We start from the raw sequence: 23,514 nt of genomic DNA, 5'->3' as shown, positions 1-23,514 counted from the left end.
GACCGTGCACACGGCGGGCCTGGCTGGTCAGGGGGCAGCGGTTTCATGGAATCCGAAGGCACATTCGACGCACGCGGCACACACGCCAAACCCGTGCCCCGTCCGGCCGGACCGCCACCCGAGGCACCCCTCGTGCCCCCGGGCGCACCCCGGCGGCCCGCCCACGCCCCGGTCACCCGGCCCGCCCTCGTCGAGTGGCTGCGCACCGCACGGCCCGCCGCCGCCCCCGGCGTCTGGCGCTTCGGCCATGTCGAGCGCCCCGACCAGGCGCCCGACCCGGTCCCCGCCCGCCAGCTCCTGAGCGGCGCGTTCATCGCCTACCTCTGCGGCTGGCTGCTCTGGTCGCTGCTCTGGAACGGCTACCTCGAAGGCTGGTGGATCTTCGTCGACGACTGGTGGCTGCTGCCGATGCTGTGGCTCGTCCCCGAGGACTGGCGCTCGGGCACCAGCTCCTACACCGAGCTGTACGTCGTCGTCGCCTACCTCTACTACGCCCTGATCCTCTCCCTGCTCGCCCGCGGTTTCGGCCGGGTCGGCAACTGGGGCGAGGTGTGGCAGCGCTTCGGGGTGCCCGTCTGGCCGCTGTTCGTGCTGCTGCCCGGGGTGTGGCGGGAGATGCCCCGCACCAGCTGGCTGCTGTGGGTGTCCAACGTCTACTGGGTGCTGCTCGCCGTCGCCCTGGTCGCCGCCGTCGGCCGGGCCGGCCGCCGGCCCGCCGTACGGCGCCGGCTGGAGGCCCGGCGGGGCGGCCTCGCGGCACCGCCCCCGCCCGGGGCCGACCCCGCCGAATGGCCCGAGATCCAGCGCGCCGGACTGCCCGAGGCCGCCGCCCGGCTCGCCGAGGCCACCCGCTCCGGGACCCTCGGCGACGTCGACGTCGCCCGTATCCGGCGCGCCTGGCAGAGCGTGCACGCCCGCCCCGAACGGCTCGCCGCCTTCGCCGACACCGTCCGCCGGGACGGCCCCGCCGCCTGCGCCCACCCGTCCGGACTGCGCGACCTGCCGGTGCGCACCGCCCGCCACGATCTCGCCACCGCCCAGGTGCGCATCGGCACCGTCGTCGACGACGACCGCAACCCGTACGCGCGCCGCACCACCGGCCTCGCCCTGGAGCCCGCCCTGCTCGGCACCTCCCTCGTCGCCGTCGGGCCCTCCGGCTCCGGCAAGAGCGTGCGCCTGGTCCGCCCGGTCGTCGAGTCGCTGTGCCTGCTGGCCCTCGCCAACCGGGCCGCCGTCGTCGCCGTCACCGCCCAGGGCTCCGGCATCGCCCCCGACGACGCCTTCGACCTGGTCGTCTCCGTCGGCCGCCCCGACTCGACCCACGACCTGGACCTCTACGGCGGTGCCGACGACCCCGACGAGGCCGCCCGCACTCTCGCGGAGGCACTGGTCGGGGATCTCGCCGCCGCACTGCCCGGCGGCGACAGCCGGCGGGCCGCCACCGCCCTCGCCCAGCTCATCGGCCCCTACCGCGCCGTCCACGGGCACTTCCCCGGCATCCCCGAACTCCGCGAACTCCTCGGCGGAGCACCCGAGGCGACCGGCGCCCTGCGCGCCGCGCTGCGGGCCGCGGGGGAGGCCTCCCAGCTCCGTGAACTCGACGCCCGCGAACGCCAGTCGGCCCGCGCCGACGACATCGGCGTTCTCCTCGCGGAACGCGTCGCCTACCTGGACCGGCCCGCGTTCGCCGGTTCCTTCCGCACCGACGGCGGTGGACGCCCCTTCTCCCTGCGGGCGATCGAGCACCCCCTGCGGGTCCGCGTCGACCTCCCCGAACGCGGTCACGCCGAGGCGTCCCGGATCCTCGCCCGCCTCGTCCTCGCCCAGTTCACCGACGCGGCCCTCACCCGCGACGACCGGTCCCTCTTCGCCTGCCTCGTCCTGGACGACGCCTCCTCCACGGTGACCGCCGATGCGGTCCGTGCCGTCCAGCGCCTGCGCAGCGCCAACGCCGGGGTGGTGTTCGCCCTGCGCAGCCTGGAGGACGTCCCCGAGACCCTGCGCGGTCCGCTGCTGGGGGCCGTCGGCTGCCGGATGGCCTTCGCCGGGCTCGCCCCCTGGGACGGCAACCGCTTCGCCGAGACCTGGGGCACCGAGTGGGTCCAGACCCGGGACGTCACCAACCGGCAGATCATCTCCGACGAGCCCCTGACCAAGGCCCTGCACCTGATGCGCCGCCTGGTCACCGGCAAGGCGGCCACCGCCGAGGCGGTGACCGTGCGCGAGGTGGAACGGGCCCGCTGGTCCGCCTCCGACCTGGCGCACGCCGTGCCGGCCGGACACGCCGTGCTCTCCCTCACCAGCGTCGGCGGGGACCACGCTCCGCCGCTCCTGGTGGACCTGCGGACCTGACGGGAGCGCGCGTGTCCGACGGGGGCGCGTGAGGGGCGCACGGGCGGAGCGGGCGTTCCCGGCGGGGGCGCGTGAGGGGGCGGGCGCGTGGGCGGCCACTCCCGGTCGTCCCCCCGCTTTGGTACTCCCTGGCAGAATCGAGGGTGGCCGTTCATACGGGACGGCGTAAACCCGTGGCGGTGCGTGCCGCCGCGGCCCGCCCGCGAAGCCCCCGAGGACCCATGCCGCCCACTCTCGCCTCGCTCGTGCAGCACTCGGCGCTCAAGCTCACCGTGCGCGCCGGGGCGGACCGGCTGGAGACACCGGTGCGCTGGGCCCACGTCAGCGAGCTCGCCGACCCCGTCCCCTACATGGAGGGCGGCGAACTCCTGCTCGTCACCGCCATGACCCTCGACGCCGAGGACCCCGACGCGATGCGCCGCTATGTGCGCCGCCTGGTCGGCGCGGGCGTCGTGGGGCTCGGCTTCGCCGTCGGCGTCTACTACGAGGACGTGCCGGACGCCCTCGTCCGGGCCGCCGAGGAGGAGGGGCTGCCGCTGCTCGCCGTACCCCGGCGCACCCCCTTCCTCGCCATCGCCAAGGCGGTCTCGGCCGCCATCGCCGCCGAGCAGTACCGGTCCGTGACGGCGGGCTTCGAGGCGCAGCGCGAGCTGACCCGCGCCGCCCTCGCCGAGGGCCCCGCCGCGGTCGTCGCCCGGCTCGCCGCCCATGTCGACGGCTGGGCGGCCCTGTACGACGCCTCCGGCGCGGTCGTCGCCTCCGCACCCGAATGGGCCGCCCGCCGGGCCGCCCGCCACACCGCCGACGTGGTGCGCCTGCGCGAGCGGGCGGCCCCGGCCAGCGCCGTGGTGGGGGACGCCGACGGCGACGACCGCGTGGAGCTCCAGTCCCTGGGCACCGGGCGCCGGGTCCGGGGCGCGCTCGCGGTCGGGACCGGGGCCCCGCTCGGCACGGGCGAGCGGTACGCCGTCCACTCGGCCGTCGCCCTCCTCACCCTCGCCACGGCCCGCTCGCGCACCCTCCAGGCGGCGGAGCAGCGACTCGGCGCGGCCGTCGTCCGGATGCTGCTCGCGGGACAGCCCGACCACGCCCGGGCCGTCGCGGGCGACCTGTACGGCGACCTGCTCGACGCGCCCTTCAGGCTGCTGGTCGCGGAGCCCGCGGCCGACCGGGGCGAGGGCGACGGACGCGAGGGCGGCGGACGCGAGGGCCGCGGACGCGAGGGCCGCGGGGCGGAGGGCGCCGGGGCCCGCCCGCTGCCCGCCCTGGCCGAGACCCTGGAGGCCGCGGCGGCCCAGGCGGGCGAGCCCGTCCTCGTCGTCCCCGGGCCCGGCGACCGGCTGACCGTCCTGGCCGCCGACGGCGGCACGGTCGCGGCGCACTGCGCGGCCGCGTACGGGGACGCGGAGGCGGAGGAGGCCGGGCTCTTCCTCGGCCTCTCCGCCCCGACCGGGCCCACCGCTGCGGCGGGCGCGTACAAACAGGCCGAACAGGCCCTGTCGGTGGCCCGCCGCCGGGGCCGCGCCTTCGTCGAACACGAGGAACTGGCGACCGGTTCCATCGTTCCCCTCCTCGCCGACGACGCGGTCCGCGCCTTCGCCGACGGCCTCCTCCGCGCCCTTCGCGAACACGACGCCACCGGCCGCGGCGACCTCGTCGCCTCCCTGCGCGCCTGGCTCTCCCGCCACGGCCAGTGGGACGCGGCCGCCGCCGACCTCGGCGTGCACCGCCACACCCTGCGCTACCGCATGCGCCGCGTCGAGGAGATCCTCGGCCGCTCCCTCGACGACCCGGACGTCCGCATGGAACTCTGGCTCGCGCTGAAGTACTGAGGCTCGGTTCGCCTCCAGGGCCCCTTCTCGGGCCGCGGCGCCTCGGGCGCTTTCGGCGGATGCCGACCGCCGGCCGTGCTCGGTCCCTCGTCCTCGGGTCTGCGCGCGGCCTCCCTTTCGGCCCCCGCGCGTCCCTCCGGCTCACTCGCCGGCCCGGAACGGGGCGCACGCCCGGCCCGGGCCGGGGTGGAAGTGCCCCGAGGGGCGGGCGCTCGGCGCCGGCCCTTCCCGGATGGGCGCCGGCACTTCCCGGAGCGGAGTCGCCCCCGGCGCGCGAGCGCTTGGGTCGGCTCTTCCCGGCCCGGGCGCCGGGCCCAGGTCGGGGCGGAAGTGCTCCGAGGCGCGGGCGCCGGGCCCGGGTCGGGGCGGAAGTACTCCGAGGCGCGGGCGCCGGGCCGGGCCGGAGTGGAGTCGCCCCCGGGGCGCGCGAGCGCCTGGTGCCGTCCGTTCCCGGCCCGGGCGGGGGTGGAAGTGTGCCCGGGCGGAAGCACCCCCGAGGCGCGAGCGCTCGGTATCCGCCCCTCCCGGCGCGGGCGCCCGGCTCCGGGGGCGCCCTCGGCCCCTCGGGACCCGGCGCCCACGGCGCGAAGGCATGCGCCCCGCCAAAGCGGCGAGGGCAGCCGCGCCACCACTCCACCACGGACAAACGACCAACCGCTCCCGCGGCCCTACCGTGTGGGCAGAGGCAGTAACCCCCACCACTTCGGAAGGGCCGGACCCCCGCTATGACTTCCACCCACGCCTTCTGGCTCGCCGGCCGCCAGGCCACCGGCGAGACCGCGTTCGACGTCACCTCCCCCTGGGACGGCAGCCTCGTCGGCCAGGTGTCCGTGCCCACCGAGGCGCAGGTCGAGGAGGCCGTCGCCGCCGCGTACGCCGTGGTGGACGAGTTCGCCGCCACCCCCGCCCACGTCCGCGCCGCCGCCCTGGACCACGTGTCGCGGCGGCTCGTCGAGCGGACCGAGGAGATCGCGCGGCTGATCTCCGCCGAGAACGGCAAGCCGGTCAAGTGGGCCCGGGGCGAGGTCGGCCGGGCCGTGTCCGTGTTCCGGTTCGCGGCCGAGGAGGCCCGCCGCTTCAACGGCGGCGAGGCGCAGCGCCTCGACACCGACCCCGGCGGCCAGGGCCGCCTCGCGCTGACCCGCCGCATCCCCAAGGGCGTCGTCCTCGGCATCGCCCCGTTCAACTTCCCGCTGAACCTCAGCGCCCACAAGGTCGCCCCGGCCATCGCCGTCGGCGCGCCGATCATCCTCAAGCCGGCCCCGGCCACCCCGGTCTCCGCCCTGATCCTCGGTGAGCTGCTCGCCGAGACCGAGCTCCCGGCCGGCTCCTGGTCCGTGCTGCCCGTGCCGAACGACCGGATGCCCGCCCTCGTCCAGGACGAGCGCCTGCCGGTCATCTCCTTCACCGGCTCCGGCCCGGTCGGCTACGCGATCATGGACTCGGTCCCGCGCAAGCACTGCACCCTGGAGCTCGGCGGCAACGGCGCGGCGGTCGTCCTCGCCGACTGGTCGAGCGAGCAGGACCTGGACTGGGCGGCGAGCCGTATCGCCACCTTCTCCAACTACCAGGGCGGCCAGTCCTGCATCTCCGTACAGCGCGTGATCGCGGACGCGAGCGTCTACGACCGCCTGCTGCCGAAGATCGTCGCCGCGGTCGGGGCCCAGGTCACCGGCGACCCGGCCGACGACGCCACCGACGTCGGCCCGCTGGTCAGCGAGGACGCCGCCAAGCGCGTGGAGTCCTGGGTCGACGAGGCTGTGGCCGCGGGCGCGAAGCTGCTCGCCGGCGGCAAGCGCGACGGCGCCTCCTACGCGCCGACCGTCCTTACCGACCTGCCCGACGGCGTCACCCTCGCCGGCGAGGAGGTCTTCGGCCCGGTCCTCAGCGTCACCCGCGCCGACGGCGAGGCCGAGGCGTTCGCCGCCGTCAACGACTCCAAGTACGGCCTCCAGGCGGGCGTGTTCACCCACGACCTGCAGACCGCCTTCCGCGCCCACCGCGCCCTGGAGGTCGGCGGCGTGATCATCGGTGACGTCCCGTCCTACCGCGCCGACCAGATGCCCTACGGCGGAGCCAAGCAGTCCGGCGTCGGCCGCGAGGGCGTCGCCTACGCCATGGCGGACTACACCTACGAGCGCGTCATGGTCCTCACCGGACTGGCCCTGTAGCCGACGCGCCCGCGAGACCGCGGCCGGAGCCCACTGTGCGGGGGCTCCGGCCGCTTCGCGTGTCCGGAACATCCCGTTGCAGGGCTGGTGCGGGCCGCCTTTATCGGGTACCAGGGGACGAGTGGCAGTGCCGGCCGGCAGTCCTTCCGTCCGGCCCCTACCCGTGGCGAGGTGAGCTGTATGTCCGCCCCACCCGACAAGCCGGTCGACCCGGCTGCCGACCCCACCCGTGCCCGGCCCAAGGTCACCGAGCGCGAGGCGCGCCAGGTGGCCGAGGCGGCGCGTGAACAGGACTGGCGCAAGCCCAGCTTCGCCAAGGAGCTCTTCCTCGGCCGCTTCCGGCTCGACCTGATCCACCCGCACCCCATGCCCACCGGCGAGGCCACCCGCCGCGGCGAGGAGTTCCTCAACAGGCTCCGCCGCTTCTGCGAGGAACACATCGACGGCGCGCGGATCGAGCGGGACGCCCGTATCCCCGACGAGGTGATCAACGGCCTGCGCGAACTGGGCGCCCTCGGTATGAAGATCGACCCCAAGTACGGGGGCCTCGGCCTCACCCAGGTCTACTACAACAAGGCGCTCGCGCTGGTCGGCTCGGCCAGCCCCGCGATCGGCGCGCTGCTCTCCGCGCACCAGTCCATCGGCGTGCCGCAGCCCCTCAAGCAGTTCGGCACCGAGGAGCAGAAGGAGCGGTTCCTGCCCCGTCTGGCGCGCTCCGACATCTCCGCCTTCCTGCTCACCGAGCCGGACGTGGGCTCCGACCCGGCCCGCCTCGCCACCACCGCCGTCCCGGACGGGGACGACTACGTCCTCGACGGCGTGAAGCTGTGGACCACCAACGGCGTCGTCGCGGACCTCCTCGTCGTCATGGCCCGGGTCCCGAAGAGCGAGGGCCACAAGGGCGGCATCACCGCCTTCGTCGTCGAGGCGGACAGCGAGGGCATCACCGTCGAGAACCGCAACGCCTTCATGGGCCTGCGCGGCCTGGAGAACGGCGTCACCCGCTTCCACCGCGTCCGGGTGCCCGCGGCCAACCGGATCGGCCCCGAGGGCGCCGGGCTGAAGATCGCGCTGACCACGCTCAACACCGGGCGCCTCTCGCTGCCCGCGATGTGCGTGGGCGCGGGCAAGTGGTGTCTGAAGATCGCCCGCGAGTGGTCGGCCGTCCGCGAGCAGTGGGGCAGGCCGGTCGCCCGCCACGAGGCCGTCGGGGCGAAGATCTCCTTCATCGCCGCCACCACCTTCGCCCTGGAGGCGGTGCTCGACCTCTCCTCCCAGATGGCGGACGAGGACCGCAACGACATCCGCATCGAGGCCGCCCTCGCCAAGCTCTACGGCTCCGAGATGGCCTGGCTGATGGCCGACGAGACGGTCCAGATCCGCGGCGGCCGCGGCTTCGAGACCGCCGACTCCCTCACCGCGCGCGGCGAGAAGGGCGTCCCGGCCGAGCAGTTGCTGCGCGACCTGCGGATCAACCGCATCTTCGAGGGCTCCACCGAGATCATGCACCTGCTGATCGCCCGGGAGGCGGTCGACGCCCACCTGGCCGTCGCCGGGGACATCATCGACCCGGACAAGACCGCCGGGGACAAGGCCCGGGCGGGCGCCAACGCGGCCGCCTTCTACGCCCGCTGGCTGCCCAGGCTGGTCACCGGCGCCGGGCAGGTCCCCGTCGCCTTCCGCGAGTTCCACCCGGCCGGCCACCCGGACCTCGCCGCCCACCTGCGGTACGTGGAGCGCACCTCCCGCAAGCTCGCACGTTCCACGTTCTACGCGATGTCCCGCTGGCAGGGCCGGATGGAGACCAAGCAGGGCTTCCTCGGCCGGATCGTGGACATCGGCGCGGAGCTGTTCGCGATGAGCGCCGCCTGTGTGCGGGCGGAGCACCTGCGGGCCTCGGGCGAGCACGGCCGCGAGGCGTACCAGCTCGCCGACGTGTTCTGCCGGCAGGCCCGGCTGCGCGTCGAGGAGCTGTTCGGCCGGCTGTGGTCCAACACCGACGACATCGACACCACCGTCGTCAAGGGCGTGCTGTCGGGGACGTACACCTGGCTGGAGGACGGCATCGTCGACCCGAGCGGCGAGGGCCCCTGGATCGCCGACCAGACCCCCGGGCCGTCCACCCGGGAGAACGTCCACCGCCCCATCCGCTGACCCGCCTCCCGCGCACGGCCCCGCCCGCGTCCCCCACGGGTGGGGCCGTGCCCGGAGCGACGGATTCAGCGGCCACAATGGGGGGATGAGCGACAGCCCAGCACCCCTCGCCGATCCGCATCTGACGTTCGATCCCGCACCGGGACGCCGTGACGTCGTGGTCCTCGGCTCGACCGGGTCCATCGGCACGCAGGCGATCGACCTCGTCCTGCGCAACCCCGACCGCTTCCGCGTGACCGCGCTCTCCGCCGCCGGCGGGCGCGTCGGCCTGCTCGCCGAGCAGGCGCGCGAGCTGGGCGTCGACACCGTCGCGGTCGCCCGCGAGGAGGCCGTGCCCGCCCTGCGCGAGGCGCTGGCCGCGCGTTACGGCACCGAGCCGCTGCCCGAGATCCTGGCGGGCCCGCAGGCGGCGACCGAGCTGGCCGCCTCGCCCTGCCACACGGTCCTCAACGGCATCACCGGCTCCATCGGCCTGGCGCCGACCCTCGCCGCGCTGGAGGCGGGTCGCACCCTCGCCCTGGCCAACAAGGAGTCCCTGATCGTCGGCGGGCCGCTGGTCAAGGCCCTCGCCAAGCCGGGGCAGATCATCCCCGTCGACTCCGAGCACGCGGCCCTCTTCCAGGCGCTCGCCGCCGGCACCCGCGCCGATGTGCGCAAGCTGGTGGTGACCGCCTCCGGCGGCCCGTTCCGCGGCCGCACCCGCGCCGAGCTGGAGGGGGTCACCCGCGAGGACGCCCTCGCGCACCCCACCTGGGCGATGGGCCCGGTGATCACCGTCAACAGCGCGACCCTGGTGAACAAGGGGCTGGAGGTGATCGAGGCGCATCTGCTCTACGACATCCCCTTCGACCGCATCGAGGTCGTCGTCCACCCGCAGTCCTACGTCCACTCGATGGTGGAGTTCACGGACGGCTCGACCCTCGCCCAGGCCACCCCGCCGGACATGCGCGGCCCCATCGCCGTCGGCATCGGCTGGCCCGAGCGGGTGCCCGACGCGGCCCCCGCCTTCGACTGGTCCACCGCCTCCACCTGGGAGTTCTTCCCCCTCGACAACGAGGCTTTCCCCTCCGTGGGGCTCGCCCGCCACGTGGGGGAGCTGGGCGGCACCGCGCCCGCCGTGTTCAATGCGGCGAACGAGGAGTGCGTGGAGGCTTTCCTCGCCGGAAGGCTGCCGTTCAACGCCATCATGGATACGGTCACCGAGGTGGTCTCCGAGCACGGCACGCCCGCGCCCGGAACCTCCCTCACGGTGGCGGACGTCCTCGAGGCGGACGCCTGGGCCCGCACCCGGGCCCGTGAGACGGCAGCGAAGTACGCCCACAGCGGCGGTGAACGGCCCGCGGAGGCTCGCGCATGACGATTCTGTTGACGGTCCTCGGCATAGTGCTGTTCGGCGTGGGGCTGCTGATCTCCATCGCCTGGCACGAGCTGGGCCATCTGTCGACGGCGAAGCTGTTCGGCATCCGGGTGCCGCAGTACATGGTCGGCTTCGGCCCGACCCTGTTCTCCCGCCAGAAGGGGGAGACCGAGTACGGCATCAAGGCCATCCCCATGGGCGGCTACATCCGGATGATCGGCATGTTCCCGCCCGGCGACGACGGCAGGATCGAGGCACGCTCGACCTCCCCCTGGCGGGGCATGATCGAGGACGCCCGCACCGCCGCCTACGAGGAGCTCCAGCCGGGCGACGAGACGCGCCTCTTCTACACGCGCAAGCCGTGGAAGCGCGTGATCGTGATGTTCGCCGGGCCGTTCATGAACCTGGTCCTCGCGGTGGCGATCTTCCTCGGCGTGATGATGAGCTTCGGCACGCCCACCCAGACCACCGAGGTCGCCGGCGTCCAGAAGTGCGTCATCGAGCAGAGCGAGAAGCGCGACACCTGCACCGCCGCGGACGACCCCTCGCCCGCCCTGGAGGCGGGCCTGAAGGAGGGCGACCGGATCGTCGCCTTCAACGGGCAGCCGGTCGCCGACTGGCCCACCCTCTCCGAGCGCATCCGCGAGACCATCGGCCCGGCCGCCATCACCGTCGAGCGGAACGGGGCCGAGCAGACCCTGAACGCCACCCTCCGCGAGAACGTCGTGGTCAAGAAGGACGCCGACGGCGAGGTGGTCGAGGGGTACGAGAAGGCCGGCTACCTGGGCTTCGCCGCCCGGACGGAGATCCTGCCGCTCTCCTTCGGGGACTCCGTCGACCGCATGGGCGACATGATCCAGAACGGCGCCGAGTCCATCGTCGCCCTGCCGACCAAGATCCCCGCCCTCTGGGACGCGGCCTTCGGCGACGGCGAACGCGCGGAGGACTCGCCCGTCGGCGTGGTCGGCGCGGCCCGGCTCAGCGGCGAGGTCCTCAACCTGGACATGCCCACGCAGAACATCATCGCGACCTTCCTGATGCTCCTCGCGGGCTTCAACCTCTCGCTCTTCCTGTTCAACATGCTCCCGCTGCTCCCGCTCGACGGCGGTCATATCGCGGGCGCCCTGTGGGAGTCCGTCCGGCGCGGCTTCGCCAAGCTGTTCCGGCGCCCCGACCCGGGTCCGTTCGACGTGGCGAAGCTGATGCCCGTGGCCTACGTGGTGGCCGGCATCTTCATCTGCTTCACCCTGCTCGTCCTCGTCGCGGACATCGTCAACCCGGTGCGCATCAGCTAGGAGGCGTCCGGGGCACCCCGGCGGCGGACAGGAACACGCCATCGACGGCCGGACACTCCTGGTGTCCGGCCGTCCCCTTTGGGTGGACTTCCCGTGTGCGATGTGCTCCGCCGAACGCCAGTGCCGTAATCTCGGGTGCTGGAGCCCGCCGATCTCGGGACCTCGATCCACACCTTGGGGTTGCACAGCAGATGACTGCAATTTCTCTCGGAATGCCGTCCGTTCCGACCAAGCTCGCCGACCGCCGGGTCAGCCGGAAGATCCAGGTCGGCTCGGTCGCGGTCGGCGGCGACGCACCCGTGTCGGTGCAGTCGATGACGACGACCAGGACCTCCGACATCGGCGCCACCCTCCAGCAGATCGCCGAGCTCACCGCCTCCGGCTGCCAGATCGTCCGGGTCGCCTGCCCCACCCAGGACGACGCCGACGCCCTCGCGACGATCGCCCGGAAGTCCCAGATCCCGGTGATCGCCGACATCCACTTCCAGCCGAAGTACGTCTTCGCCGCGATCGACGCCGGGTGCGCCGCGGTCCGGGTCAACCCGGGCAACATCAAGCAGTTCGACGACAAGGTCAAGGAGATCGCCAAGGCCGCGGGCGAGGCCGGCACCCCCATCCGGATCGGCGTCAACGCGGGCTCCCTCGACCGCCGCCTGCTGGAGAAGTACGGCAAGGCCACCCCCGAGGCCCTGGTCGAGTCCGCCCTGTGGGAGGCGTCCCTCTTCGAGGAGCACGGCTTCCGGGACATCAAGATCTCGGTCAAGCACAACGACCCGGTCGTCATGGTCAACGCCTACCGGCAGCTCGCCGCCCAGTGCGACTACCCGCTCCACCTCGGCGTCACCGAGGCCGGCCCGGCCTTCCAGGGCACCATCAAGTCCGCGGTCGCCTTCGGCGCCCTGCTCTCCGAGGGCATCGGCGACACCATCCGGGTCTCCCTCTCCGCCCCGCCCGCGGAGGAGATCAAGGTCGGGATCCAGATCCTGGAGTCCCTCAACCTGCGCCAGCGCCGGCTGGAGATCGTCTCCTGCCCCTCCTGCGGCCGCGCCCAGGTCGACGTCTACAAGCTGGCCGAGGAGGTGACCGCCGGCCTGGAGGGCATGGAGGTCCCGCTCCGCGTCGCCGTGATGGGCTGTGTCGTCAACGGCCCCGGCGAGGCCCGCGAGGCCGACCTCGGGGTCGCCTCCGGCAACGGCAAGGGCCAGATCTTCGTCAAGGGCGAGGTCATCAAGACCGTGCCCGAGTCCAAGATCGTGGAGACCCTGATCGACGAGGCCATGAAGATCGCCGAGCAGATGGAGAAGGACGGCGTCGCCTCCGGAGAACCGCAGGTCTCCGTCGCCGGCTGACCGAGCCGCGCACCGCACCGCACTCCCGTGAAGGCTCCGCAGCGCCGCCCGTCGGCGGCGGCGGGGCCTTCGCCGTGCCGGGCTCCGCGCCGGGGTGCGGGTCCGGCCATCGGATCGGCACGGCACGGGGGTGGCGGGTACAGTGCCAGAACCAGCAAACCGTATGGTGAGGCCCCTTGTGTTGACGCAGACCACCACGCGGGTCCTCGACCCCGGCGAACTCGGCGCCGCGCTCGCCCTCCTGGAGAGCGACCCCGTGGCGAATGCTTTCGTCACCGCGCGCGTGCAGGTCGCCGGCCTGGACCCCTGGCGGCTCGGCGGCGAGCTCTGGGGCTGGTACGAGCACGGCCGGCTCCGCTCCCTGTGCTACTCCGGCGCCAACCTCGTCCCGGTCTGCGCCACCCCCGACGCCATCCGCGCCTTCGCCGACCGGGCCCGCAGGACCGGCCGCCGCTGCTCCTCCATCGTCGGCCCCGCCGAGCCCACCGCCGCCCTGTGGCGGCTCCTCGAACCGAGCTGGGGGCCGGCCCGCGACGTACGCGCCAACCAGCCGCTGATGGTCACCGAGAAGGTCCCGGACGACATCGAGCCCGACCCCTACGTCCGCCGCATCCGCAAGGACGAGATGGACCTGATCATGCCGGCGTGCGTGGCCATGTTCACCGAGGAGGTCGGCGTCTCCCCGCTGGCCGGCGACGGCGGCCTCCTGTACCAGGCCCGGGTCGCCGAACTCGTCGGCACCGGGCGGTCGTTCGCCCGCATCGAGGACGGCAAGGTCGTCTTCAAGGCCGAGATCGGCGCCGCGACCGCCCGGGCGTGCCAGATCCAGGGCGTCTGGGTGGCGCCCGAGTACCGCGGCCGGGGCCTCTCCGAGACCGGCATGGCCGCCGTCCTGCGCTACGCCCTCGCCGACGTCTCCCCGGTCGTCAGCCTCTACGTGAACGACTACAACACCCCCGCGCGGGCCTCCTACCGCCGGGTCGGCTTCCGTGAGGTCGGCGCGTTCATGAGCGTCCTGTTCTGAGGGCCGCGCGCCTGCGTCCGGGCGGCCAGTAGGGTGCGGCCATGGCACCAGACCCCGATGTCGCGACCGGCCCGCTCGACCTCGCGGCCCGGGTCGACGAGGCCCTCGCCGTCCAGGCGCTCGCCTTCGGGCTGAGCGAGGAGGAGATCGACATCCGCCGCTGGATCGTCCTGCGGCACCTCACCAACCCCGGCGCCCGGGCGCTGGGCGCGACCACCCCCGACGGCCGCCTCGTCGGTTTCGTCTACGGGATGCCCAACGACCGCTCCCACTGGTGGTCCACCGTCGTCGAACCCCATCTGCGGGCGGACGGCGCGGACGGCTGGCTCGACGACGCCTTCGTCATCACCGAACTCCACGTCCACCCCGCCCACCAGGCCCGGGGCATCGGCCGGGAGCTGATCACCGCCCTCACCGACGGCGCCGAGGAGCCGCGGTCCATCCTCTCCGCCGTCGACACCGAGAGCCCCGCCCGCCGCCTCTACCGCAGCCTCGGCTACCGGGACCTGGCCCGCCGGGTCGTCTTCCCCAGCGCCCCCAGCCCCTACGCCGTGATGGGCGCGCCGCTGCCGCTGCTGCGGGGCGGCCCGCGGCAGGTGCGGGGCGGGACCGCGGTGAACTGATTTCCGCCAGCGCGCGCCGCCCGGCTAACCTCCTGGACATCACACGTTCCGAGCAGGAGTTCACCATGGCCCAGGTCCAGCGCATGTCCCGTCTGATGGTCAAGACACTGCGTGACGACCCGGCGGACGCCGAGACGCTCAGCCACAAGCTCCTCGTCCGCGCCGCCTACGTCCGCCGCAACGCCGCGGGCATCTGGACCTGGCTGCCGCTGGGCAAGCGCGTCCTGGAGAACGTCACCCGGGTCGTGCGCGAGGAGATGGACGCCATCGGCGCCCAGGAGGTGCTGCTGCCCGCCCTGCTGCCCAAGGAGCCCTACGAGGCGTCCGGCCGCTGGGACGAATACGGTGACCTGCTCTTCCGCCTCAAGGACCGCAAGGGCGGCGACTACCTCCTCGGCCCGACCCACGAGGAGATCTTCACCCAGACCGTCAAGGACCAGTGCACGTCCTACAAGGACCTGCCGGTGATGCTCTACCAGATCCAGACGAAGTACCGCGACGAGGCCCGCCCCCGCTCGGGCATCCTGCGCGGCCGCGAGTTCCAGATGAAGGACTCCTACTCCTTCGACACCACCGACGAGGGCCTCGCCGAGTCCTACGCCCTGCACCGCGCGGCGTACGTGAAGATCTTCGAGCGCCTCGGCCTGGACCACCGCATCGTCTCCGCGGTCTCCGGGGCGATGGGCGGCTCCGCCTCCGAGGAGTTCCTCGCCCCCGCCGCCGCCGGCGAGGACACCTTCGCGGACTGCCCGAACTGCGACTACGCCGCCAACACCGAGGCGGTCACCCTCGCCCTCACCCCGGTCGACGGCTCGGCGCACGGCCCCGTGGAGGAGCTGGACACCCCCGACACCCCCACCATCGAGACCCTCGCGGAGCACCTGGGCGTCCCCGCCTCGGCCACCCTGAAGAACCTGCTGGTCAAGGTGGACGGCGAGATCGTGGCGGTCGGCGTGCCCGGCCACCGGGAGGTCGACCTCGGCAAGCTCGCCGAGCACCTGGCGCCCGCCGTCGTGGAACTGGTCACCGCCGAGGACTTCACCGGCCGCCCGGACCTGGTGCGCGGCTACGTCGGCCCCCAGGGCCTGGAGAAGGTCCGCTACCTCGCCGACCCGCGCGTCGCCCCCGGCACCGCCTGGATCACCGGCGCCAACAAGGACGGCAAGCACGCGCGGAACGTCGTCGCGGGCCGTGACTTCGAGGTCGACCAGTACCTGGACGTCGTGGTGGTCGAGGACGGCGACCCCTGCCCCAGGTGCGGCACCGGCCTGAAGCTGGACCGCGCCATCGAGATCGGCCACATCTTCCAGCTGGGCCGCAAGTACGCCGACGCCTTCCAGCTCGACGTCCTCGGCCAGAACGGCAAGCCCGTCCGCGTCACCATGGGCTCCTACGGCATCGGCGTCTCCCGCGCGGTCGCCGCCCTCGCCGAGCAGCACGCCGACGAGCAGGGCCTGTGCTGGCCCGCCGAGGTCGCCCCCGCCGATGTGCACGTGGTCGCCGCGGGCAAGGCGGCGCAGACCGAACTCGCCCTCGACGTGGCCGAGCAGCTCGGCGCGGCCGGGCTGCGGGTCCTCGTCGACGACCGGGCCGGTGTCTCGCCGGGCGTGAAGTTCACCGACGCGGAGCTGATCGGCGTCCCGAAGATCCTCGTCGCGGGCCGCCGCACCGCCGAGGGCGTCGTCGAACTCAAGGACCGCCGCACGGGCGAGCGCGAGGAACTCCCGGTCGCGGAGGCCGTCGCGCGCCTTTCGCGCTGACGCGCGCCTGTTCAACGCCTTGGGGCGCGCCACCGCGGGTGGCGCGCCCCAAGGCGTTGCCCTCCGGGCTGCGCCCTGCCCCGAGCGGGCTGTTCTCAGCCCGCGCCGTGCGTCGGCGGACGCGGCGCCGGGGGCTTTTCAGCCCGTCGGGTGTCGAGGATGTGGTGCGCAGCCCGGTGCCGCGTGCTTTTTCAGCCCGTCCGGCGATTGAGGACACCGTGCGCAGCGGGGTGCCGCGACGACCGGCGGGCGGGGGCCAGGGCCGGGTGCCCACCCACCGTGCCGTGCCCCGCGCCGTCCACAACCACGCCCCCTACAACCAGCCCGCGAACTCCAGGGCCGCCTCGCCCTGGGCCCGCCGCCCCTCCGCCAGCGCCCGCGTGCCCGACTCCACCGCGCGGAACAGCGTCCACCCCCGCAGGCGCTCGCGGTCGACCTCCAGGGAGTCCGCGAGCCGCTTCACCCGGCGACGGGCCGCCGCCGATCCGCCCGAGGCGGCGACCAGGTCCTCGACCCGGTCGCGGACCAACCGCGCCAGGTCGTAGGCGCGTTCGCCGACCACCGGCTCCGGACCCACCGTCAGCCACGGCGAGCGCTCGCCCGCGAGTACCTTCCCCTGCCGGAAGTTGCCGTGCAGCAGCAGGAGTTCGGGCGTCCCACCGGCCACCAGCTCCGCCCGCGCGTCGAGCGCCGCCGCCACCAGCGGCCCGCCCGCCGCCCGCATCACGTCCGCCTGCCGCGCCGTGCGCTCGGCGACCGACTCCCAGCCGTGACCGGCCGGGGGCTCCACCCACAGCCGCCGCACCGTCCCGGCCGCCTCCAGCAGCGCCTTCGCCTCCGGCAGCGAGCGCAACGAGACATCCGGCTGGAGCCGTTCGAGCAGCAGGCCGCCGTCCCCGTCGTCGTCCAGCACCCGGACCGCGCCCCAGCCGTCCCACGCCGCCAGCGCCGTCCGCTCCGCGTCGGGGGCCGCTTGAGGCGGGGCGAGCTTCAGCACCGCCGGGGTGCCGTCCGGCAGCCGGACGAGCAGGACCACGCTGCTGCGGCCGCCCGGCACCACCACCCGTTCGACGTCCAGCTTCCGCCGGTCCACCGCCTCGCGGACGATCCCGGGCAGCTGCCCGAGCCACTCGGTGGTCCCGTCGAGAGCACGGACCAGCCGCTGGGGCGGTTCGAAAGCCATACGTCGTGTGATCCCTTGTCCGTTCAGCGGCTGCGGTCGTCGGCGGCCCGCTCGGCGAGCCCAGGAAAGGCTACGCCGCTGCCGCGCCAGCGCACCGCACGCACGGCCGCCTCCCGCAGCGCCACGGCCGCCTCCCTCCGCAGCCTCCCCCGGGAGGCCCGCACCAGGTCCGCCCAGGCGCCCGCCACCCGGTCCTCGAGCTCGGCGGCCAGCCGCTGCGCCGCCTCGGCGTCCGGCACCGCGAAGGGCAGCGCGTAGGCCGGTGCGGCGGCGGCCGGTTCGGCGCCGAGGTCGCGCACCGCGCGGACCAGGGTGTCCCGGCGCGCCCGGTGCGCGGCATGCGCGGACGCGGCTTCCTGCCGCCGCTCGTCGCCGATCCGTCCGCCGACCACGCCGTAGCCGTAGACCACCGCGTGCTCGGCGGCCAGGGCGGCCTGAGCGGCCCGCAGCGTACCCGCCGCGTCCACCTCGGTCACGGCGTCTCACCCTTCGTCAGCAGGTACGCGTGCGCGGCCCCCGCGGCGGCCACCGAGGCCAGCAGCCGGGCCAGTTCGGGCTCCGCGTCCAGCAGGGCCTCGGTGTGCGCGTCGGCGGTGCGGCGCTCCGCGGCGGCCAACTCCGTCAGGGCGGCGCGCGGGTCGTCCGGGACGGAGCCCCCCGCCACCGGGGTCGCGGACGCCGCCGGGGGAGCGGCCGTCGACGGCGAGGCCGGGCCGGACGGCGAGGCAGGGCCGGACGGAACTGCGGACGGTGGGGCCGGGGGCTCCGTCGCCGCCCTGCCCCCCAGCGCCTCGGCGTGGGCCCCGACCGCCGCCCGCAGCGGCCCGAGCCGTTCCGCCAGCGAGGGATGCCGGGCGAGGACCGCGTCGTAGGTGCCGGCCAGGGCCTCGCTCCGCGCGGCCAGCCGCGCCCGCAGGGCCTTCTCGGCCCGCGCCGGGTCCGCCCCGGCGACGGTGGCGGCGCCCCGCACCCCGGGCCTCCCGTCCGAACAGCCGGTCAGGGCCCCGGCCGCGGCCGCCCCCGAGGCCAGCAACGCACGTCTTCGTGTCCATCCCGTGCGCCCCACGCCTGTTCTCCTCGGACCTCGCGGTGATCATCGCCGCAGGCGAGCGTACCCGCGGGTGCGGCGGTGGTGGACGGCAACACCCCTCGGGACCGGATACCCTTTCCCTCGACACGCGACGATCCCACAACAGCACACGCGGCCGAGGAGTCACCCGGATGAGCACCACCCAGAACGAGAGGCTGCGCGGGCTGCTGGAACCGCTCGTCGGCGCCGCCGGACTGGATCTGGAGGAGATCGAGGTCTCCCGGGCGGGCAGGCGCCGCACCCTGCGGATCGTGGTCGATTCCGACGAGGGCGTGGAACTGGACGCGTGCGCGGAGCTGAGCCGCGCGATCTCCCAGAAGCTGGACGAGACCGACGCCATGGGCGAGGACGAGTACGTCCTGGAGGTCACCTCCCCGGGCGCCGACCGCCCTCTCACCGAACACCGCCACTACCGGCGCGCCACCGGCCGGCTCGTCCGCTTCCAGCTGCACGAGGACGGCGAGGTCGTCGCGCGGATCCTCGCCGTCGACGAGGACGGGATCGACGCCGAGGTGCCGGGTGTGAAGGGGCGCAGGCCGACCGCCCGCCGGATCGCGTTCGGCGACATCGCCAGGGCGCGCGTCGAGATCGAGTTCAACCGCAAGGACAAGAAGGAAGAGGAGGCGTAGCCGTGGACATCGACGTGAAGCTGCTGAAGGGCTTGGCGCAGGAGAAGGAGATCGCCTTCGACCTGCTGGTCGAGGCCATCGAGTCGGCCCTCCTCATCGCCTACCACCGCACCGACGGCAGCCGCCGGCACGCCCGGGTGGAGCTGAGTCGGGAGACCGGGCACGTCACGGTCTGGGCCAAGGAGGACCCCTCCGAGCTGGAGGAGGGCCAGGAGCCCAAGGAGTTCGACGACACGCCCTCCGACTTCGGCCGGATCGCGGCGACCACCGCACGCCAGGTCATCCAGCAGCGGCTGCGCGACGCCGAGAACGACGTCACCTTCGGCGAGTACGCACGCCGCGAGGGCGATGTGGTGGCCGGCCAGGTCCAGCAGGGGAAGGACCCGAAGAACGTCCTGGTCAGGCTGGACGACAAGCTGGAGGCCATCCTGCCGGTGCAGGAGCAGGTCCCCGGCGAGGAGTACACCCACGGTCTGCGGCTGCGCACCTATGTGGTGCGGGTGGCCAGGGGGGTGCGCGGTCCGTCCGTGACCCTCTCGCGCACCCACCCCAACCTGGTGAAGAAGCTCTTCGCGCTGGAGGTCCCGGAGATCGCGGACGGCAGTGTGGAGATCGCGGCCATCGCCCGCGAGGCCGGTCACCGCACCAAGATCGCCGTACGGTCCACCCGCTCCGGCCTGAACGCCAAGGGCGCCTGCATCGGCCCGATGGGCGGCCGGGTGCGCAACGTCATGGCCGAGCTGCACGGCGAGAAGATCGACATCGTGGACTGGTCGGACGACCCGGCGGAGATGGTGGCCAACGCGCTGTCCCCGGCCCGGGTGAGCAAGGTCGAGGTCGTGGACCTCGGCGCCCGTTCGGCCCGGGTCACCGTGCCGGACTACCAGCTCTCGCTGGCGATCGGCAAGGAGGGCCAGAACGCCCGCCTGGCCGCCCGCCTCACCGGCTGGCGCATCGACATCCGCCCGGACACCGAGGGTGCCGAGGAGGGCTCCGGGCAGGGCTGAGCCCGCGGCCCGGAGTGGATCAGGACAACAACCGTTCGATTTTTGCCCCAAAGGGGTGAGGTCGGTGCGGGGAGGTAGACTTAAGCGTGTCTGGCCGGACGCATGCCCGCGCGTGCCCTGAGCGAACCTGTGTGGGATGCCGGGAGCGGGCGGCCAAGAGCGATCTGCTGCGCATCGTGGTGATCGAGGGCGAGTGTGCCCCCGATGATCGCGGTACGCTGCCCGGCCGGGGTGCGTATCTGCACCCCGCCGTGGTCTGTCTCGATCTGGCGGTTCGCCGACGGGCGTTCCCACGGGCCTTCCGGGTTCCGGGACCGCTGGACACCGCCGGTCTCCGGCGGCACGTCGAGCAGACGGCACAGTGAGACGAAAGAAGTACGGCACGGGAACCCCCGTGCGGTCAGGTACCTCGCGAGTTGGAAGTAGGTCGAGATTGCGATGAGCACTCGATGAGTACGCGATGAGTACGCCCATGAAGTAGCGACGGTCCGGCGGTAACCCGGACCTCAAAGGAGCGAAGTGGCTAAGGTCCGGGTATACGAACTCGCCAAGGAGTTCGGTGTGGAGAGCAAGGTCGTCATGGCCAAGCTCCAGGAACTCGGTGAATTCGTCCGTTCGGCGTCCTCGACGATCGAGGCGCCGGTTGTACGCAAGCTGACTGACGCGCTGCAGGGGCCCGGCGGTACCGCCGGCAAGTCCGCAGCCAAGCCCGGCGCGCCCCGCAAGGCCGCGCCCAAGCCCGCCCCCGCGGCCCCCGGCCGCCCGGGCGGTCCTGCCGCGCCCTCCCCGGCGCAGGCACGTCCCGCCGCCCCGAAGCCCGGCGCACCGGCCCCCAAGCCGGCCCAGGCGGGCGGCACCCCCTCCGCGACCCCGGGTCCGCGTCCGACGCCCGGCCCCAAGCCGGCGCCGGCGAAGCCCGCGAGCCCGGTGCCCGCGGCCGAGTTCTCGGCCCCGGCTCCGGCGCAGCCCGCCGCCCCGCAGGCCCCCCGCTCCGGCGGTGGGCAGGGCGGTGCGACCCCCGGTCCCCGTCCGGCCGGCGGTCAGCGTCCGGCGGCCGGTGGCGGCCAGCGCGGCGGCGACCGTCCGTCGCGTCCGGCTCCCGGTCAGGGCGCCCCGCGCCCCGGCGGCCAGCGTCCGGCCGGTCCCCGTCCGGGCAACAACCCCTTCACCTCCGGCGGCTCCACCGGTATGGCGCGCCCCCAGGCGCCCCGTCCCGGCGGTGCCCGGCCCGGTCCCGGTGGACCCGGCGGCGCCCCCGGCGCCCCGCGCCCGCAGGGCGGTCCCGGTGGTGCTCCCCGTCCGCAGGGTCAGGGCGGCGCCCGTCCGACCCCCGGCGGCATGCCCCGTCCGCAGGCGCCCCGTGGTGCCGGCGGCCCCGGCGGCGCGCCCGGCGGCAACCGTCCCAACCCGGGCATGATGCCGCAGCGTCCCGCTGCCGGCCCGCGTCCGGGCGGCGGTCCCGGTGGCGGCGGTCGCGGTCCCGGCGGTGCCGGTCGTCCCGGCGGTGCCGGTCGTCCCGGTGGCGGCGGCTTCGCGGGCCGTCCCGGTGGCGGTGGCGGCGGTCGTCCCGGTGGCGGCGGCGGTTTCGCCGGCCGTCCCGGTGGCGGTGGCCCCGGTGGTGGCGGCGGCTTCGGCGGCCGTCCCGGCTTCGGCGGCCGTCCGGGCGGTCCCGGCGGCCGTGGTGGCACGCAGGGTGCGTTCGGCCGTCCCGGCGGTCCGGCGCGCCGTGGCCGCAAGTCGAAGCGGCAGAGGCGCCAGGAGTACGAGGCCATGCAGGCCCCGTCGGTCGGCGGTGTGATGCTGCCTCGCGGCAACGGCGAGACCATTCGCCTGTCGCGCGGTGCCTCGCTCACCGACTTCGCGGAGAAGATCAACGCCAACCCGGCGTCGCTCGTCGCGGTCATGATGAACCTCGGCGAGATGGTCACCGCGACGCAGTCCGTCTCCGACGAGACGCTGCAGCTCCTCGGTGACGAGATGAACTACAGCGTCCAGATCGTCAGCCCGGAGGAGGAGGACCGCGAGCTCCTCGAGTCCTTCGACATCGAGTTCGGCGAGGACGAGGGCGGCGACGAGGCCCTGGTCTCCCGTCCGCCGGTGGTGACCGTCATGGGTCACGTCGACCACGGTAAGACCCGGCTCCTCGACGCCATCCGCAAGACGAACGTCATCGCGGGCGAGGCCGGCGGTATCACCCAGCACATCGGTGCGTACCAGGTCACGACCGAGGTCAACGGCGAGGACCGCGCGATCACCTTCATCGACACCCCGGGTCACGAGGCGTTCACCGCCATGCGTGCCCGTGGTGCGAAGTCCACCGACATCGCGATCCTCGTGGTCGCGGCCAACGACGGTGTGATGCCGCAGACGATCGAGGCGCTGAACCACGCCAAGGCGGCCGACGTGCCGATCGTGGTCGCGGTCAACAAGATCGACGTCGAGGGCGCCGACCCGACCAAGGTGCGCGGCCAGCTCACCGAGTTCGGTCTGGTGGCCGAGGAGTACGGCGGCGAGACCATGTTCGTCGACATCTCCGCCAAGCAGGGTCTGAACATCGACTCCCTGCTGGAGGCCGTGGTCCTCACCGCGGACGCCTCGCTCGACCTGCGGGCCAACCCCGGTCAGGACGCGCAGGGCATCGCGATCGAGTCCCACCTCGACCGCGGGCGCGGTGCGGTCTCGACCGTCCTCGTCCAGCGCGGCACGCTGCGCATCGGCGACACGATGGTCGTGGGCGACGCCTACGGCCGCGTGCGGGCCATGCTCGACGACAAGGGCAACAACGTCGAGGAGGCGACCCCGTCGACTCCGGTCCTGGTCCTGGGTCTCACCAACGTCCCGGGCGCCGGCGACAACTTCCTCGTCGTCGACGAGGACCGCACGGCACGCCAGATCGCCGAGAAGCGCGCGGCGCGCGAGCGCAACGCGGCCTTCGCCAAGCGCACCCGCCGGGTGTCGCTCGAGGACCTCGACAAGGTCCTCAAGGCCGGTCAGATCCAGGAGCTCAACCTCATCATCAAGGGTGACGCTTCCGGTTCCGTCGAGGCGCTCGAGTCGTCCCTGCTCCAGCTCGACGTGGGCGAGGAGGTCGACATCCGCGTGCTGCACCGCGGCGTGGGTGCGGTCACCGAGTCCGACATCGACCTGGCCATGGGCTCGGACGCGATCGTCATCGGCTTCAACGTCCGCGCGGCCGGCCGTGCCGCGCAGATGGCGGAGCGCGAGGGCGTGGACGTCCGGTACTACTCGGTGATCTACCAGGCCATCGAGGAGATCGAGGCGGCCCTCAAGGGCATGCTCAAGCCGGAGTACGAAGAGGTCGAGCTCGGCACGGCGGAGATCCGCGAGGTCTTCCGCTCGTCCAAGCTGGGCAACATCGCCGGTGTCCTCATCCGGTCCGGCGAGGTCAAGCGCAACACCAAGGCCCGCCTCATCCGCGACGGCAAGGTCGTGGCGGAGAACCTCAACATCGAGGGCCTGCGCCGCTTCAAGGACGACGTCACCGAGATCCGCGAAGGCTTCGAGGGCGGTATCAACCTCGGAAACTTCAACGACATCAAGATCGACGACGTCATCGCGACGTACGAGATGCGCGAGAAGCCCCGCGGCTGACGCGCCAGGCGACCGGGGCCGGTCGGCGGAAGATTTTCCGTCGATCGGCCCCGGCCGTTGCGTGTACGGTTCTCGG

General features: G+C 73.9%; 17 protein-coding genes. 14 read left to right on the top strand and 3 right to left on the bottom strand.

Going from position 1 to position 23,514, the window contains the following annotated elements; all coding sequences use genetic code 11:
- The first annotated feature begins 132 nt into the window (after window positions 1–132).
- The 10 genes from C593_RS0124500 to C593_RS0124455 all read left to right on the top strand — a co-directional run bounded on the left by C593_RS0124500 (window position 133) and on the right by C593_RS0124455 (window position 15,917).
- On the top strand, window positions 133–2,352 hold the full coding sequence (locus C593_RS0124500) for an ATP-binding protein (protein ID WP_018849974.1): 2,220 nt from the start codon (window positions 133–135) through the stop codon (window positions 2,350–2,352).
- Between the two features lie 221 nt (window positions 2,353–2,573).
- On the top strand, window positions 2,574–4,184 hold the full coding sequence (locus C593_RS0124495; protein WP_018849973.1) for a PucR family transcriptional regulator: 1,611 nt from the start codon (window positions 2,574–2,576) through the stop codon (window positions 4,182–4,184).
- Between the two features lie 725 nt (window positions 4,185–4,909).
- Window positions 4,910–6,355, top strand: a complete 1,446-nt coding sequence (locus tag C593_RS0124490; protein ID WP_018849972.1) for an aldehyde dehydrogenase family protein — start codon at window positions 4,910–4,912, stop codon at window positions 6,353–6,355.
- A 180-nt stretch (window positions 6,356–6,535) separates the two neighbouring features.
- The gene (locus C593_RS0124485; RefSeq protein WP_018849971.1) at window positions 6,536–8,509 is read left to right on the top strand and encodes an acyl-CoA dehydrogenase family protein; all 1,974 of its coding nucleotides are present in this window, start codon (window positions 6,536–6,538) and stop codon (window positions 8,507–8,509) included.
- An 85-nt stretch (window positions 8,510–8,594) separates the two neighbouring features.
- A complete protein-coding gene (dxr, locus tag C593_RS0124480) occupies window positions 8,595–9,866 on the top strand; it encodes a 1-deoxy-D-xylulose-5-phosphate reductoisomerase (RefSeq protein WP_026278036.1) in 1,272 nt (423 codons plus the stop codon).
- On the top strand, window positions 9,863–11,161 hold the full coding sequence (locus C593_RS0124475) for a site-2 protease family protein (RefSeq protein WP_018849969.1): 1,299 nt from the start codon (window positions 9,863–9,865) through the stop codon (window positions 11,159–11,161). Before dxr ends, C593_RS0124475 begins: the two co-directional genes overlap by 4 nt.
- Before the next feature lie 191 nt (window positions 11,162–11,352).
- Window positions 11,353–12,510, top strand: a complete 1,158-nt coding sequence (gene ispG, locus C593_RS0124470; RefSeq protein WP_078521851.1) for a flavodoxin-dependent (E)-4-hydroxy-3-methylbut-2-enyl-diphosphate synthase — start codon at window positions 11,353–11,355, stop codon at window positions 12,508–12,510.
- A gap of 163 nt (window positions 12,511–12,673) precedes the next feature.
- A complete protein-coding gene (locus C593_RS0124465) occupies window positions 12,674–13,534 on the top strand; it encodes a GNAT family N-acetyltransferase (RefSeq protein ID WP_078521848.1) in 861 nt (286 codons plus the stop codon).
- 41 nt (window positions 13,535–13,575) lie between these two features.
- Window positions 13,576–14,157, top strand: coding sequence for a GNAT family N-acetyltransferase (locus C593_RS0124460; protein ID WP_018849966.1), 582 nt, complete (start codon window positions 13,576–13,578; stop codon window positions 14,155–14,157).
- A gap of 65 nt (window positions 14,158–14,222) precedes the next feature.
- Window positions 14,223–15,917 carry a proline--tRNA ligase gene (locus tag C593_RS0124455; RefSeq protein ID WP_018849965.1) on the top strand — a complete coding sequence of 565 codons (1,695 nt, stop codon included), beginning with the start codon at window positions 14,223–14,225 and terminating at the stop codon, window positions 15,915–15,917.
- Between the two features lie 313 nt (window positions 15,918–16,230).
- On the opposite strand, the gene C593_RS0124450 is transcribed toward C593_RS0124455, so the two are convergent.
- From C593_RS0124450 to C593_RS0124440, 3 genes are read right to left on the bottom strand one after another with little or no spacing between them, the layout of a single operon-like run.
- Complete coding sequence (locus C593_RS0124450; protein ID WP_018849964.1) at window positions 16,231–17,100, bottom strand: aminoglycoside phosphotransferase family protein; 870 nt, start codon at window positions 17,098–17,100, stop codon at window positions 16,231–16,233.
- Between the two features lie 23 nt (window positions 17,101–17,123).
- Window positions 17,124–17,576, bottom strand: a complete 453-nt coding sequence (locus C593_RS0124445) for a DUF4439 domain-containing protein (RefSeq protein WP_018849963.1) — start codon at window positions 17,574–17,576, stop codon at window positions 17,124–17,126.
- Complete coding sequence (locus C593_RS0124440; protein ID WP_026278035.1) at window positions 17,573–18,166, bottom strand: hypothetical protein; 594 nt, start codon at window positions 18,164–18,166, stop codon at window positions 17,573–17,575. The genes C593_RS0124445 and C593_RS0124440 overlap by 4 nt, the downstream gene beginning before the upstream one ends.
- 155 nt (window positions 18,167–18,321) lie before the next feature.
- On the opposite strand from C593_RS0124440, the gene rimP reads away from it, so the two are divergent.
- The 4 genes from rimP (at window position 18,322) to infB (ending at window position 23,438) form a co-directional block, all read left to right on the top strand.
- Window positions 18,322–18,819: a ribosome maturation factor RimP gene (rimP, locus tag C593_RS0124435; RefSeq protein ID WP_018849961.1), complete on the top strand. Its 498-nt coding sequence runs from the start codon at window positions 18,322–18,324 to the stop codon at window positions 18,817–18,819.
- Window positions 18,820–18,821: 2 nt separating this feature from the next.
- Complete coding sequence (nusA, locus tag C593_RS0124430; protein WP_018849960.1) at window positions 18,822–19,826, top strand: transcription termination factor NusA; 1,005 nt, start codon at window positions 18,822–18,824, stop codon at window positions 19,824–19,826.
- An 86-nt stretch (window positions 19,827–19,912) separates the two neighbouring features.
- Window positions 19,913–20,191, top strand: a complete 279-nt coding sequence (locus tag C593_RS0124425) for a YlxR family protein (RefSeq protein WP_078521846.1) — start codon at window positions 19,913–19,915, stop codon at window positions 20,189–20,191.
- A gap of 154 nt (window positions 20,192–20,345) precedes the next feature.
- Window positions 20,346–23,438 carry a translation initiation factor IF-2 gene (infB, locus tag C593_RS0124420; protein WP_018849958.1) on the top strand — a complete coding sequence of 1,031 codons (3,093 nt, stop codon included), beginning with the start codon at window positions 20,346–20,348 and terminating at the stop codon, window positions 23,436–23,438.
- Window positions 23,439–23,514 lie beyond the last annotated feature (76 nt).

It is taken from the genome of Streptomyces sp. CNT372, assembly GCF_000377145.1.
The sequence above is the reverse complement of the archived record's forward strand: the minus strand, read 5'-3'. Positions and strand labels throughout refer to the sequence as shown.

What these genes read in the sequence shown, in the direction of transcription:
- C593_RS0124495 (WP_018849973.1), top strand. Translation starts at nt 2,574, where the DNA reads ATGCCGCCCACTCTCGCCTCGCTCGTGCAGCACTCGGCGCTCAAGCTC.
- C593_RS0124490 (WP_018849972.1), top strand. Translation starts at nt 4,910, where the DNA reads ATGACTTCCACCCACGCCTTCTGGCTCGCCGGCCGCCAGGCCACCGGC.
- C593_RS0124485 (WP_018849971.1), top strand. Translation starts at nt 6,536, where the DNA reads ATGTCCGCCCCACCCGACAAGCCGGTCGACCCGGCTGCCGACCCCACC.
- dxr (WP_026278036.1), top strand. Translation starts at nt 8,595, where the DNA reads ATGAGCGACAGCCCAGCACCCCTCGCCGATCCGCATCTGACGTTCGAT.
- C593_RS0124475 (WP_018849969.1), top strand. Translation starts at nt 9,863, where the DNA reads ATGACGATTCTGTTGACGGTCCTCGGCATAGTGCTGTTCGGCGTGGGG.
- ispG (WP_078521851.1), top strand. Translation starts at nt 11,353, where the DNA reads ATGACTGCAATTTCTCTCGGAATGCCGTCCGTTCCGACCAAGCTCGCC.
- C593_RS0124465 (WP_078521848.1), top strand. Translation starts at nt 12,674, where the DNA reads ATGGTGAGGCCCCTTGTGTTGACGCAGACCACCACGCGGGTCCTCGAC.
- C593_RS0124460 (WP_018849966.1), top strand. Translation starts at nt 13,576, where the DNA reads ATGGCACCAGACCCCGATGTCGCGACCGGCCCGCTCGACCTCGCGGCC.
- C593_RS0124455 (WP_018849965.1), top strand. Translation starts at nt 14,223, where the DNA reads ATGGCCCAGGTCCAGCGCATGTCCCGTCTGATGGTCAAGACACTGCGT.
- C593_RS0124450 (WP_018849964.1), bottom strand. Translation starts at nt 17,100, where the DNA reads ATGGCTTTCGAACCGCCCCAGCGGCTGGTCCGTGCTCTCGACGGGACC.
- rimP (WP_018849961.1), top strand. Translation starts at nt 18,322, where the DNA reads ATGAGCACCACCCAGAACGAGAGGCTGCGCGGGCTGCTGGAACCGCTC.